Source organism: Pectobacterium peruviense, assembly GCF_003312355.2.
Classification (GTDB): Bacteria; Pseudomonadota; Gammaproteobacteria; order Enterobacterales; family Enterobacteriaceae; genus Pectobacterium; species Pectobacterium peruviense.
On record NZ_CP161826.1, the window covers coordinates 621,663 to 635,732 of the forward strand.

The window sequence follows — 14,070 nt, forward strand, 5'->3', positions numbered from 1 at the left end:
TTTTTATGGCGTGCTGTCCGGCACGCCATTATTGGTGGGCTACCGCAAGATACGTTGAAAACGCTCTCTGCGTTTTTTAATGTTGTGCTTCGAACCAGCTTTCCAGAATAATCACCGCAGAAGCCGCGTCTACGCTACCTTTATCCAATGCTTTAAAACCACCGCGTTCAAAGAGATCGGCGCGAGCTTCCACCGTACTCAATCGTTCATCATGTAGTTCAATAGCGACACCAAAACGACCGTGCAGTCGGTTAGCAAATTTCCGCGCCCGTGCCGTCAGCGGCTGTTCGGTGCCATCCATGTTAAGCGGCAGGCCGACGACGACCAAATCTGGCTGCCATTCTGATAACAGCTTCTCCACTTTTTGCCAGTCGGGTATTCCTTCCTGTGCCTTGAACGATGTCAGTGCGCGTGCCGTACCGGTAATTTCCTGACCGATTGCCACGCCGATACTTTTTGTCCCAAAATCAAAGGCAAGGAGGGTTCTGTTGCTCATCAGGCATGTCCTGCTTCAGTGGAGATATTATGAATATCGATACCCAACTTTCTGGCCGCCGCTCGCCAGCGTTCGGCAATGGGCGTGTGGAACAGAATCTCTTTATCGGCTGGCGTCGTCAGCCAGGCATTATCCAGCAGTTCCTCTTCCAGCTGGCCGTTCTCCCAGGCGGAATAGCCTAAGGCAACCAGCGTATTTTTCGGCTGCTTGGACGTGCCTAACGTTTCCAGTACGTCTTTTGAGGTGGTGATCATGGTGTCCTCAGAAATACTGATGCTAGAACCAAAGCCGGAACTGGGCGTATGCAGGATAAAGCCACGGTCGTCCGCCAGTGGGCCACCGATAAAAACGGGTTTATCTAATCGGATGGCAGGATCGCGTGGTGTTGGATCTATTTTTAGCTTTTTCAGCACATTTTCCACGGAAAACTGATCCATCGGTTTGTTGATGATCAGCCCCATGGCTCCGTCTTCATTATGTTCGCAGATATAGACCACCGAACGTTTAAATACAGAGTCCTGTAGTGCTGGCATAGCAATGAGGAAGTGATGCTGTAAATTCATTGTGTATTTTTATCGATATCCGTCAGCGTTGGAGAAACGGCCCGTGTTGCGCGGGCCGAGTGGCGTGTCAGGTGTCTCTGATTAGCGAGTGCGTGCAGCCAGACGTTTTTCAATCGCGTCCATCAGCATGCCGGTGATAGAAACATCTGGATAGGCTGCTTCGATTTCACGCACGCAGGTCGGGCTGGTGACGTTAATTTCTGTCAGACGGTCACCGATGATGTCCAAGCCAACGAAAATCAGGCCTTTGGCTTTTAACGTCGGGGCCACGTCGCGGGCGATTTTCCAGTCGCTTTCGGTCAGCGGACGCGCTTCGCCGCGACCACCGGCGGCCAGATTGCCACGTGTCTCACCGCTTTTCGGGATACGCGCCAGGCAATAAGGAACGGGTTCGCCATCGACGACCAGCACGCGCTTGTCGCCATCTTTAATCGCAGGCAAGTAGTTTTGTGCCATGCAGTAGCGGCTGGCGTGTTCGGTCAGCGTTTCGATGATGACCGAGACGTTGGCGTCATCCTGCTTCAAACGGAAAATAGAGGCGCCGCCCATGCCGTCGAGCGGTTTGAGAATAACGTCGCCGTGTTTTTCATGGAACTGACGCAGTTTGTCCGCGCGACGCGTAACGAGCGTATCGGGTGTTAGATGTGGGAACCAGGCGGTGAAGATCTTCTCATTGCAATCGCGCAGGCTTTGCGGCTTGTTGACGATCAGCGTGCCTTTCTCTTCTGCGCGTTCCAGGATGTAGGTGGCGTAGATGAACTCCGTATCGAACGGTGGATCTTTACGCATTAACACGACATCCAACTCTTCCAGCGCAATATCCTGCTCGCCGGAGAAATCGTACCAGCCGTCGTAATCGTACTGGACGCTCAGGCGGCGCGTTGTTGCACGTGCGACGCCAGCATGCATATAGAGATCGTTCATCTCCATATAGTGCAGTTCCCAACCACGGCGCTGTGCTTCCAGCAGCATGGCAAAGCTGGTGTCTTTCTTGATATTGATGGTGTCAATCGGGTCCATCACGATACCGAGTTTGATCATTCTTTTCTCCTTTACCCCAAATCGCCGAAACGTACCTGTAAGGCGGTCATGGCGGTGAGTGCAGTGGTTTCTGTGCGCAAGACGCGTGGCCCCAACAGGATATCAGTGAATCCGTGTTCTGAGGTCATGGTAATTTCGGTGGCGGTGAGTCCGCCTTCCGGGCCGATCAGTAGCCTGACTCGATCTACTGGTAGCGGCAGTGTATTGATACTCTGTGTGGCGCGCGGGTGCAGATTTAATTTCAGCGCGTTGTCTTGCTCCGCACACCAGGCTTCCAGCGTCATCGCTTGCCGAACCAGCGGCACACAATTGCGACCAGACTGTTCACAGGCGGCAACCGCAATTTTTTGCCACTGGCTAATTTTCTTCTCCATACGCTCTGCATCCAGTTTTACGCCACAGCGTTCAGACAGCAGCGGCGTAATAACATTGACGCCCAGTTCGATGGATTTCTGAATGGTAAACTCCATCTTTTCGCCGCGCGACATCACCTGTCCCAGATGTAAATGTAGGGGCGATTCTTTATCTTCCAACTTACCTGCTGTGAAGCTAACGCGCACACTCTTTTTTCCAGCCGCGATGATTTCTGCATCAAAGACATGATTGCTGCCATCAAACAGCTGCAATGACTGGCCCGTATTCATGCGTAATACACGACCAACATGGTTGGCGGCATCGTCGCTTAGTTCGGCTTCACCACCGTTAAGGGGGAGCGTCTCGGGATGAAAAATGCGTGGTACTCGCATACTGAATTAAGACCTTTGAATGAAATTAATCGACGCAGGAACGCCAGAAATAGGTAAAACCACCGTCATTTGACGGTGGTTACGCTGGAAACTGATTCGCTATAGTAGGTAGACGAATTAGCGCTGGCAAGCCTGTTGAACGTAGGGATTAGGGTTTCCCTGTTTTGCGGCGATGCGCTGATTGCGCGTACATTCCCACTGCGTGACGGGATATTGCTTATCCCAGGCTTCAAACAGCTGAGTCTGCTGGCTAGAAAGGCGTAACTGATAGCGGTCGCGCATGTAGAAGTAGGTACGAGCGATCTGGCCGCGGGCGCGAGCAGGCGGTTCTGCCAGATTGTTTTTGAAGTCGACCTTCATCTCGCATTGACCATATTGGGATGCGCCACCGTTCCATTGTCCATACATGGCATTGCCGCGATCGCCATTAACTTCGCCGATAGCGGGTTGCAGGTTGTGCAAGTCCGTTTCTATTTCACGGTAGACGGGGTCGCTGTTACAGTTCTTTCGGCCACCATCCTGCCAGCATTGGCGCTGGTGGCCGAACTGCCAGGCGGGAACAACATGCTCCCACTCGATACGGCTGGCACGTTGTTCATTTTTCCTGACCTGATAACCGCAGGATTCAAGGTCGGGCGTGCCTTTCTTGCCTTGCCACGTAATTTTGCAGCCACAGTAGAACGAACCTGGCGCGTCCCGATTAATGTCGACTGCGGCGGCTTTTGCCTGCGAAAAATTATTGATGTTTTGGCTCAGCGCGGCAGTCGAAAACAGACCCGCGCCAACGGCGGCGATAGCGAGAATTTTGCGTAGCATATTCCAAATAATCCACAGGCGGTAAAGTTGGCAGACTACCGGATGTCTCGTCGGCAGGCAAATGCAAAGCAGTTTTTAAAACTGAAAATTCCCTTTTAAATAGAGCTTTTTACATCATGTCGTAAGGTTTTCCCGCAACGACGGCAGCGATATTCTGTTTCGCCACGCAGTATCCTATTGTGTCGGCGGATCGTTAGCTCATGCCGTTGGCAATCGCAGAGGTAGGTGAAGGTTTTCCCCTGCACGGATTGCACTGCAAACCGATGCGTGCGCTTTGCCGGGACATGCAGGACGCTTTCCATCATCCAGCGCCACTCTTTGCCATGGGGGGCGACACGACCAAAACGCGCGTAGACCAGCAGATGAGCCAACTCATGAGGAACGACTTCATCGATAAAGGTTTGCTGGTTTTCCTGCAACAAGACGGGGTTCAGCCGAATTTCCCAGTGTTGTAGCCAGGCCGTGCCTGCCGTAGAACCTCGCTGTTGGTAATTTACCGTCGGTTCGGTGTAGTCCGTCTGCAAGGTGAGGTTGGCCTGCTGCAATTTATCACGCAGGCAGCGCATTACAGCCTGATGGCTGGCAATGGGAATTCGGGGAGTGTTCATTTCTGTGAGCATAAATTGAGTGGCAGGGAGACGCAATAGGCGAAGCGGAGAGAAATCAGAATGAAAAACGGCGAATTTTCATTCGCCGTTTGGTGCTTATTACATCGCTGGATTACAGGCCAGCAGCTTCACGCAACTGCGCGGCTTTGTCCGTTTTTTCCCATGGGAAATGCTCACGGCCAAAGTGACCATAGGCTGCTGTTTCCTGATAAATCGGATGCAGCAGATCCAGCATCTGGATTAAGCCGTAAGGACGCAGATCGAAGAATTCGCGCACCAGCAGGGTCAATTGCTCGGTGGACACTTTCTCTGTGCCAAAGGTTTCGATCATGATGGACGTTGGCTCTGCAACGCCGATAGCGTAGGACACCTGAATTTCGCAGCGATCGGCCAGGCCAGCAGCAACGATATTCTTGGCAACATAGCGTGCGGCATAAGCGGCAGAACGGTCTACTTTAGACGGATCCTTACCAGAGAATGCACCGCCACCGTGACGTGCCGCGCCGCCGTAGGTATCAACGATGATTTTACGACCTGTCAGGCCGCAGTCACCCATTGGGCCGCCGATAACAAAGCGTCCAGTTGGGTTGATGAAATATTTGGTGCTGGCAGACAGCCACTCTGCAGGCAGAACCGGTTTGATGATCTCTTCCATCACCGCTTCATGCAGATCTTTCTGGCTAACGTCTTCTGAATGCTGGGTAGACAGTACCACGGCATCGATACCGGCAATCTTGCCATCGTCGTACAGGAACGTAACCTGGCTTTTCGCATCTGGACGCAGCCACGGCAGAGAACCGCTCTTGCGGACTTCTGACTGGCGCTGAACCAGACGGTGTGCATAAGTCACAGGCGCTGGCATCAGTACGTCGGTTTCGTTGGTCGCGTAACCGAACATCAGGCCTTGGTCGCCTGCGCCTTGTTCCAGCGGATCGCGGCGGTCAACGCCTTGATTGATATCAGGAGACTGTTTGCCAATTGCGCTCAGTACGGCACAAGAGTTGGCATCAAAGCCCATTTCAGAATTGACATAACCAATATCACGTACGGTACGACGGGTAATTTCTTCAATGTCGACCCAGGCGCTGGTAGTAATTTCACCACCGACTAACACCATCCCGGTCTTTACATAAGTCTCACAAGCGACACGCGCTTTTGGGTCTTGCTCCAGAATGGCGTCGAGAACCGCATCAGAAATCTGGTCAGCAATTTTATCTGGGTGTCCTTCAGAGACTGACTCGGACGTAAAAAGGTGTTTAGCCATGAGTTTCTTTACCTTCAAATCAAAGCCGTTAAGCAGTGTATCAGTTAATCGATATAGACGGATTAACATCTGGATGGCTATTCTAGGTCACCTTCTGGCCTCAGTGCCAGTAGTTTTTCGCATTAGCTGACCATCGTCCTTTTATCATCGGCCGTTTTTTCTTTTACAAGAGATGACTGGCAGTAATTTTCATTTTGCTTTTACAGCAGCATGTAGGTATAAACGGCGATCTGTGGCGGTATGGTGTACGCCGCGACATGGTGAATGTCTTATTGATAGCTGACCGCACAGCCTGCGGCGCACGTGGAGGTGGTAGGATTAATGATCCGTTGTTTACTGAGTATATTGCGCTCGCAATATGTCCCTTTTGACGCTACCGCGTCAGCGACTCAACCCTTCTTTTCCGTTTCTCGACGTTGCCTGTCTTTAAATTCGACACAGGACTCCAGGGCTGGTTAATCTGCCTGTTATTCTTTCTGCCAGAAGCATTTAACACCTTTCTGGTCACGTTCGCCCGGTGATTTTCACGACGAGTTTTATCGACCCGTAACACGGAGCCTGACAACGTGTTTTACACTAATAAGAGTAATAAAGTGACGGCATACTTCACTACGCCGGTTTTTTCACTGTCGATGCCGCATGTTGCAGGTATGCTCATGTGGGCTGTTCATTCAGGTACTGATGTGATTAGCAGTCTAGAAAAAGAAGAGGTTCGTTATGTCTGACGACATGATTCATCACGGCTCGTCAGCGACGGGTAAACATGAAAATTTGCGCTCTATGCAGGAGGTTGCCATGAATGACCGTAATGCCAGCGAAATGCTTCGTACCTACAATATTGCCTGGTGGGGCAATAATTACTATGACGTCAATGAACTCGGCCACATTAGCGTGTGCCCGGATCCAGACGTCCCAGAAGCGCGCGTCGATCTGGCCAGACTGGTCAAAGATATGCAGAAAGAGAACCATCAGCGTCTGCCTGCGCTGTTCTGCTTTCCGCAGATTCTTCAGCATCGCCTGCGTTCTATTAACGCTGCGTTTAAACAGGCTCGCGAGTCGTTTGGCTATGAAGGCGGCTACTTTCTGGTTTATCCGATCAAGGTTAACCAGCATCGCCGCGTCATTGAGTCACTGGCTAATTCCGGTGAGCCGCTTGGTCTGGAAGCCGGTTCAAAAGCTGAGCTGATGGCGGTACTTGGCCATGCTGGCATGACCCGTACTGTGATTGTGTGTAACGGCTACAAAGACCGCGAATACATCCGTCTGGCACTTATCGGCGAAAAGCTGGGCCACAAAGTTTATCTGGTCATCGAGAAGATGTCCGAAATCCGACTGGTGCTGGAAGAAGCTGAACGCTTGAATGTGGTGCCGCGCCTTGGCGTCCGTGCGCGTCTGGCCTCTCAGGGGTCGGGCAAGTGGCAATCCAGCGGTGGTGAAAAGTCCAAGTTTGGTCTGGCGGCGGTTCAGGTGCTGCAACTGGTTGAGATGCTGCGTGAAGCCGGGAGGCTGGATAGCCTGCAACTGCTGCATTTCCATCTGGGATCGCAGTTGGCGAATATCCGTGATATCGCAACGGGCGTACGTGAATCCGCGCGCTTCTATGTCGAGCTGCATAAACTGGGTGTAAATATTCAGTGCTTTGACGTCGGTGGCGGTTTGGGCGTGGATTATGAAGGAACGCGCTCTCAATCTGATTGTTCGGTGAACTATGGCCTGAACGAGTACGCGAACAACGTGATTTGGGGCATCGGTGATGCCTGTAACGAAAATGGTTTGCCACATCCAACGGTGATCACCGAATCTGGCCGTGCGGTCACTGCGCACCATACCGTGTTGGTTTCCAATATTATCGGGGTAGAACGTAACGAATTCAGCGAACCTACTGAGCCGGAAGACGGCGCTCCGCGTGCGTTGGAAAGCCTGTGGTCAACCTGGAAGGAAATCAAGCAGCCGGGCAAACGCCGTTCGCTGCGCGAGTGGCTGCATGACAGCCAGATGGACTTGCACGATGTGCATACCCAGTACACGCACGGTATGTTGGATCTGACACAGCGTGCGAAAGCGGAGCAGCTTTATCTGAGCATCTGTCAGTTGATTCAGGAGCAGCTGGACCCGAGTAATCGTGCTCACCGGCCGGTGATCGATGAATTACAGGAACGGATGGCTGACAAGCTGTATGTCAACTTCTCGCTGTTCCAATCCATGCCGGATGCATGGGGTATCGATCAGCTGTTCCCAGTAATGCCGCTGGAAGGGCTGGATAAACCGCCTGAGCGTCGTGCTGTCCTGCTGGATATCACCTGTGATTCTGATGGCACGATCGACCATTATGTCGATGGTGACGGAATCGCGACGACGATGCCAATGCCGCCTTACGATCCAGAAAATCCGCCGCTGCTAGGCTTCTTTATGGTCGGCGCCTATCAGGAAATCCTCGGGAACATGCATAACCTGTTCGGCGATACGTCGACGGTTGACGTATTTGTCTTCCAGGATGGCACCGTTGAGATTGAAGAGTCTGATGAAGGCAATACGGTTGCCGACATGCTGGAATATGTGCAGCTTGACCCTAAAGTCTTGATGACGCGCTTCCGCGATCAGGTTAAAGAAACCGATCTGGATGCTGAGCTTCAGGCTCAGTTTATGGAAGAGTTTGAAAGCGGGCTGTACGGTTATACTTATTTGGAAGATGAAGAATAAAGTGTGACTGATTGAGTAAAAAGGGATGCAAGTTAGCATCCCTTTTTTTCGTCTATCGATTAGATAAGCGAATGACTCATATTGATATCGGCTGCTGGTTTTGGAAGGGAATCAAATTCTTCAATGACGCTGTCTTTGAAGATAATTTTAGCAATAAGCAGTAAAGAGTTTTTATCCTGAACGCCATATTTATTCAGTAATCTTGATTTACTGTTCAGTACTGATTTTTTATTTAACCCGATGAGATCGGCAATCGCTTCCGCTGTGTAGCCCGCACACCAATACTGGAATACGGCATATTCAGATTTTGATAACCTGACGGGACTGAATAAACGTCGGTCGTGTAGGTGAACGAAATCGAGTAATTTATAAAACGAATCTATGGCTGCTGACTTTGAAATAAGAATCGTTTTTTCGTCAATGCACACAGGGGGATGATTGGGGGAATTATTGATGATAACGAACGATGACGCCATATTATAAAAATGAGTTCTTATCGACTCATAGTATTCCTCAAAGCCCTCGCTACTGCCGTCAATGATGAAAATACATTTTTTCTTTCCTGGCTGCAGCGTAAACCTGTTGACGGGCTTTATCGAGAGCATAGGAATACTAGATAGGATTTCCCGTAATCCTACCGTGGTAAAGTTGCATTTACTGAAAATTCTCACATCCATGATTTTTAACACATATGAGTTTATTGTCTGAAAGTGGCCACAAACCAATAATCGTTGCTGATGTCATCCAGTTATTAAGAAATCGCGATCTTGAAATGCTTTTAAATCGCTAAAAGATGGAGCCTCTAGAGAAACCTGCGGGAGAAACAACAGGTTTTATCATATATCTATATGATTAAACTGGAAAAAGTCTTATTGGTTTAACATAGTATGCTTGATTTACTGGTTTATTTCTATCTTTAAATACATGGGGTTATCCCATCCTCCCTGTTATTAAGGCGTGTATGTCTTCGTTAATCGTGGTTGCCTGTTTTTCCGTATGCCGCCGCATTCATTCTCTCAGTTGCTTTCTTGCATCTGGAAATCGGGCGAGTATCGTTTCTTAAAAAGAGAACGGAAGGTAAATATGATTGAAAATAGCTATCTATTTATATCTATTAATTCTTAAATCCTATCATAGTAGCGATAGCAGTGATTGAGGGTCACTGTTATGTAACAGCTTACAGTGAATATGGCGGGGATGATAGTGGTCGGATGACTAGCGGGCAATTGAGATTTTTTCAATTGCCCCAGTGTGCATTTTTTGCGAGTAATCAGCGTGTGAGATTATTTCTCGGCAGCAATGCGTTCACGAATGTGTTTGGCGCGGCCTTCAGATGAAGGGTGGGAATCAAACATGCTGCTCTCATGGCCAGCATCCAGTTTCGCGAGTTTCTCAAAGCTGCTCGCCAGACCGTCGCGATTGATGCCGCGTTTCTTCAGAAAATCAAAGGAATAGTCATCAGCTTGCGTTTCTTGGGTTTGAGAGAATTGGGAATTCACTAATTTTTCGCCCAGATCGGCTAACTGAGATTGTGACAAGGAGGCCGCCATGCCGCCAGCAGAGCCGATTGCAGTACGCGCGGCCGTCGCGGCATAAGCAACCTGCATGGCTTTACGCGTGTGTCCCAGCGCTACGTGACCCATTTCGTGGCCGAGTACGCCTTCCACTTCATTGTCGTTCATCATGTCCATCAAACCGCTGTATACCCGGATACAGCCGTTCGCCATTGCCCAGGCGTTAACATCTTTTGTCAAATACACCTTGTAGTTTGCTGGTGTGCCGTTGATATCGTGGCCTAGCGCATCCGCAATTTTATTCAGGCGCTGCGTGTATTTGCTGTCGGCAGGGGCAATTTTTGCCTCTTTATCCATTTGCTCACAGGATTGATCGCTGAGCGCTTTAACCTGAGCATCACTGAGTGTTGCCGCCTGGAAAGCCTGTGCACCGGATTGCATTAAGGTATTGGTGTTTAAATTCTGGCAGCCAGTCAGCAAGGTTGCGACACACAGCGCCAGTACAGAAGAACGAATTGCCATAAAAATCATCTCCCTACGATAGTGTTTGTTTTTTAATATGAAAGAAAAACGACCATAAACTACCCGAAAATAGCATTGAGAAATAGATCAGAAAATCTGATTTGTCTTCTTTTCGATAACCAACAGTTGATAAATCTTGTTTCTGTGCGTTCCAAAAAGGCACGATAGATAAAGGCGAACCCACTGGAAAACATAGCGTATGGTGCTGCAATCAACTGCACAATTGATAAAAGAACCGCCATTGATTCGTTAGCCAATAAATCCCTGTTTTTTGCTCACGGTTCCATGTGCATTCGCTACGTTTTTCATGTACATTTGTAATCATATTTATTTTGTCATTCCTGTTTAAGTTATTAATTTATATGAATTATACAGGAAGGCATTCGTTCAATCCGATCTGGAGTCAAGCATGTCCTCTCGTAAAGAACTTGCCAATGCTATCCGTGCGCTTAGCATGGATGGAGTGCAGAAAGCCAAATCCGGTCACCCGGGCGCACCGATGGGCATGGCCGATATCGCCGAAGTGCTGTGGCGCGATTATCTCAACCATAATCCGGCCAACCCCAACTGGGTCAACCGTGACCGCTTCGTGCTGTCCAACGGTCATGCGTCCATGCTGATTTACAGCCTGCTGCACCTTTCCGGCTACGACCTGCCGATTGAAGAACTGAAAAATTTCCGCCAGTTGCATTCCAAAACTCCGGGTCACCCTGAATACGGCTACACCGCCGGCGTTGAAACCACCACCGGCCCACTGGGTCAGGGTGTTGCCAACGCGGTGGGGATGGCGATTGCCGAGCGCACGCTGGCGGCGCAGTTTAACCGTCCGGGCCACGACATTGTTAACCATCAGACCTACACCTTCCTCGGTGACGGCTGCATGATGGAAGGGATTTCCCACGAAGTCTGTTCGCTGGCAGGCACCATGAAGCTCGGCAAACTGACCGCGTTTTATGATGACAACGGCATCTCCATCGACGGCCACGTAGAAGGCTGGTTTACCGACGATACCGCCGCCCGCTTTGAAGCCTACGGCTGGCACGTAGTGCGCGGTGTGGACGGCCACGATGCAGACGCGATTAAACGCGCCATCGGCGAAGCACAGCTTGTCACTGACAAGCCGTCGCTGCTGATGTGCAAAACCGTAATTGGCTTCGGTTCACCGAACAAGGCCGGTACGCACGACTCGCACGGTGCACCGCTGGGTGAGGCTGAAGTTGCGGCTTCCCGCGAACAGCTGGGCTGGACGCACGCGCCGTTTGATATTCCGGCCGATATTTATGCCGCCTGGGATGCGAAACCAGCTGGTCAGCGTAAGGAAGCGGCCTGGGATGAGGCGTTTGCCGCCTACGCCAGCGCGTACCCTGAGCTGGCTGCTGAATTCACACGCCGTACCGGCGGTGAACTGCCGACCCGCTGGCAGGCCGACGCACAGAAATTCATCGAGGATTTGCAGGCCAATCCGGCGAAAATCGCCAGCCGTAAAGCGTCACAGAATGCGCTGGAAGCTTACGGCAAACTGCTGCCGGAATTCCTGGGCGGCTCTGCCGACCTGGCTCCGAGCAACCTGACCATCTGGTCCGGCTCGGTATCGCTGGATAAAGACCACGCGGGTAACTATATCCACTACGGCGTGCGCGAGTTCGGTATGACCGCCATTGCCAACGGGATTGCGCTGCACGGTGGCTTTGTGCCGTATACCGCGACCTTCCTGATGTTTGTGGAATACGCGCGTAATGCCGTGCGTATGGCGGCGCTGATGAAAATCCGCAGTATCTACGTCTACACCCACGACTCCATCGGTCTGGGCGAAGACGGCCCGACGCACCAGCCCGTTGAACAACTGGCCAGCCTGCGCGTAACGCCGAACATGAGCAACTGGCGTCCGGCAGACCAGGTGGAAACGGCGGTGGCGTGGAAATACGCCATCGAGCGTCAGGACGGCCCGACGTCACTTATCTTGTCGCGTCAGAATCTGGCGCAGCAGACGCGTACCGCCGAACAACTGGCGAACGTGGTGAAAGGCGGGTACGTGCTGAAAGACAGCGACGGTCAGCCGGAACTCATCCTGATTGCCACCGGTTCTGAAGTCGAGCTGGCTGTTGGTGCGTACGATAAACTGACTGCTGCTGGCCGTAAGGTGCGCGTGGTGTCGATGCCGTCAACGGATGCGTTCGACAAGCAGGACGCGGCCTACCGTGAAGCGGTGCTGCCGAAAGCGGTATCGGCGCGCGTAGCCATTGAAGCGGGTATTGCAGACTACTGGTTCAAGTACGTCGGCCTGAACGGCGCGATTGTCGGTATGACGAGCTTCGGCGAATCTGCGCCGGCTGAACTGCTGTTCGAAGAGTTCGGCTTCACCGTCGATAACGTGGTCGCAAAAGCGCAGGCGCTGCTGAAGTAATCACCCTCGTTAACCCCTATATGAAAAACCGTCAGCTAACGCTGGCGGTTTTTTTTCATCTTTAATTTGTCCTACTGCCCGACACTCGTTATCCGTCTTAACTCCTGCTTTTTTATTTTTATGACGTAGGTCACTCTTCTGGCGTGTGCCAGACGAGAATATTTCTTTTATGCGTTAATTCGTTTATGCTAGCTGAAGCGTTTCAGTTGTTGTGTTGACGGCGTTCCGCCAGGGGTTCTCTGGTGTCTAAGAAGGGTATATTCTATGCGCTGGATAACCCTGCCATGACATAAGGAACCACAAGGAACACCATGACGATCCGTATTGCGATAAACGGTTTTGGCCGCATAGGCCGCAGTGTTTTACGTGCGTTGTATGAATCGGGCCGCCGAGCCGAGATTACCGTTGTGGCTATTAACGAGCTGGCGAGCTCGGAAGGTATGGCACACTTGCTCAAGTATGACACCAGCCACGGCCGTTTTTCGTGGGATGTTCGTCAAGAGTGCGATCAGCTTTATGTCGGTGATGACTGTATTCGTCTTTTACATCAGGCAGAGATTCAGCAATTGCCCTGGCGAGAACTCGGTGTAGATATCGTACTGGATTGCAGCGGTGTCTACGGTAGCCGGGAAGATGGGGAAGCCCATCTGGCGGCAGGTGCGAAGAAAGTGTTGTTTTCTCATCCGGGAACGACGGATTTAGATGCCACGGTGGTGTTTGGCGTCAATCACGATCGGTTGGAAAGAGGGCATCGCATTGTTTCCAATGCGTCCTGCACAACCAACTGCGTTATCCCGGTGATCAAGCTGCTGGATGATGCCTTCGGTATTGAGAATGGTACGGTGACGACGATTCACTCATCAATGAACGATCAACCGGTGATCGATGCTTATCATCACGATCTGCGGCGTACTCGAGCCGCCAGCCAGTCGATCATTCCGGTCGATACTAAACTGTCGGCGGGGATCACCCGTATTTTTCCGCAGTTTGTCGATCGCTTTGAGGCGATCTCGGTGCGGGTGCCGACGATTAACGTCACGGCAATTGACCTGAGCGTTAGCGTCAGGAAAGCCGTAAACGTGAATGAAATTAATGCACTATTGCAAAAATCAGCGCATGAGTCGTTTCGTGGTATAGTTGATTATACTGAATTGCCATTAGTGTCGGCTGATTTTAACCACGATCCGCACAGTGCCATTGTCGATGGCACGCAGACTCGGGTCAGTGGTCAGCATCTGATTAAAACATTAGTCTGGTGCGATAACGAATGGGGTTTTGCCAACCGGATGTTGGATACAACACGGGCGATGGCAGCCTGCGGTTTCTAGTACGACGGTGGCGATCAGGGGTCGCTATCTCGCTCAAGCAACTTTAAAAGAGAATCAACAAGAGGATT

12 protein-coding genes are annotated in these 14,070 nt (G+C 51.1%); 3 read left to right on the top strand and 9 right to left on the bottom strand.

Features of this window, described 5'->3' with window-relative positions; all coding sequences use genetic code 11:
• Positions 1 to 76: 76 nt before the first annotated feature.
• The 7 genes from ruvX to metK form a co-directional block, all read right to left on the bottom strand.
• Positions 77 to 496 carry a Holliday junction resolvase RuvX gene (ruvX, locus tag DUT67_RS02860; protein WP_011095422.1) on the bottom strand — a complete coding sequence of 140 codons (420 nt, stop codon included), beginning with the start codon at positions 494 to 496 and terminating at the stop codon, positions 77 to 79.
• Entirely contained in the window at positions 496 to 1,059 is a 564-nt protein-coding gene (locus DUT67_RS02865) for a YqgE/AlgH family protein (RefSeq protein WP_048262524.1), read from the bottom strand. The genes ruvX and DUT67_RS02865 overlap by 1 nt, the downstream gene beginning before the upstream one ends.
• Before the next feature lie 81 nt (positions 1,060 to 1,140).
• Positions 1,141 to 2,100 carry a glutathione synthase gene (gene gshB / locus DUT67_RS02870; RefSeq protein ID WP_113633167.1) on the bottom strand — a complete coding sequence of 320 codons (960 nt, stop codon included), beginning with the start codon at positions 2,098 to 2,100 and terminating at the stop codon, positions 1,141 to 1,143.
• 11 nt (positions 2,101 to 2,111) lie between these two features.
• Positions 2,112 to 2,846 (bottom strand): 16S rRNA (uracil(1498)-N(3))-methyltransferase, encoded by a 735-nt coding sequence (gene rsmE / locus DUT67_RS02875; protein ID WP_113633166.1) that lies wholly within the window; start codon positions 2,844 to 2,846, stop codon positions 2,112 to 2,114.
• Between the two features lie 117 nt (positions 2,847 to 2,963).
• Complete coding sequence (endA, locus tag DUT67_RS02880) at positions 2,964 to 3,662, bottom strand: deoxyribonuclease I (protein ID WP_113633165.1); 699 nt, start codon at positions 3,660 to 3,662, stop codon at positions 2,964 to 2,966.
• A 95-nt stretch (positions 3,663 to 3,757) separates the two neighbouring features.
• On the bottom strand, positions 3,758 to 4,270 hold the full coding sequence (locus DUT67_RS02885) for a SprT family zinc-dependent metalloprotease (RefSeq protein WP_015731302.1): 513 nt from the start codon (positions 4,268 to 4,270) through the stop codon (positions 3,758 to 3,760).
• Positions 4,271 to 4,382: 112 nt separating this feature from the next.
• The gene (gene metK, locus DUT67_RS02890) at positions 4,383 to 5,534 is read right to left on the bottom strand and encodes a methionine adenosyltransferase (protein WP_048262514.1); all 1,152 of its coding nucleotides are present in this window, start codon (positions 5,532 to 5,534) and stop codon (positions 4,383 to 4,385) included.
• Positions 5,535 to 6,251: 717 nt separating this feature from the next.
• On the opposite strand from metK, the gene speA reads away from it, so the two are divergent.
• Positions 6,252 to 8,234 (top strand): biosynthetic arginine decarboxylase, encoded by a 1,983-nt coding sequence (gene speA, locus DUT67_RS02895; RefSeq protein WP_113633164.1) that lies wholly within the window; start codon positions 6,252 to 6,254, stop codon positions 8,232 to 8,234.
• 59 nt (positions 8,235 to 8,293) lie between these two features.
• Here the strand turns inward: speA and DUT67_RS02900 are convergent, their stop codons facing one another.
• On the bottom strand, positions 8,294 to 8,839 hold the full coding sequence (locus tag DUT67_RS02900) for a LuxR C-terminal-related transcriptional regulator (protein ID WP_048262510.1): 546 nt from the start codon (positions 8,837 to 8,839) through the stop codon (positions 8,294 to 8,296).
• Positions 8,840 to 9,517: 678 nt separating this feature from the next.
• A complete protein-coding gene (locus tag DUT67_RS02905) occupies positions 9,518 to 10,270 on the bottom strand; it encodes a M48 family metallopeptidase (protein ID WP_048262508.1) in 753 nt (250 codons plus the stop codon).
• Positions 10,271 to 10,679: 409 nt separating this feature from the next.
• On the opposite strand from DUT67_RS02905, the gene tkt reads away from it, so the two are divergent.
• A complete protein-coding gene (tkt, locus tag DUT67_RS02910; protein ID WP_368350110.1) occupies positions 10,680 to 12,674 on the top strand; it encodes a transketolase in 1,995 nt (664 codons plus the stop codon).
• 311 nt (positions 12,675 to 12,985) lie between these two features.
• Positions 12,986 to 14,002 carry an erythrose-4-phosphate dehydrogenase gene (gene epd / locus DUT67_RS02915; RefSeq protein ID WP_113628120.1) on the top strand — a complete coding sequence of 339 codons (1,017 nt, stop codon included), beginning with the start codon at positions 12,986 to 12,988 and terminating at the stop codon, positions 14,000 to 14,002.
• Positions 14,003 to 14,070 lie beyond the last annotated feature (68 nt).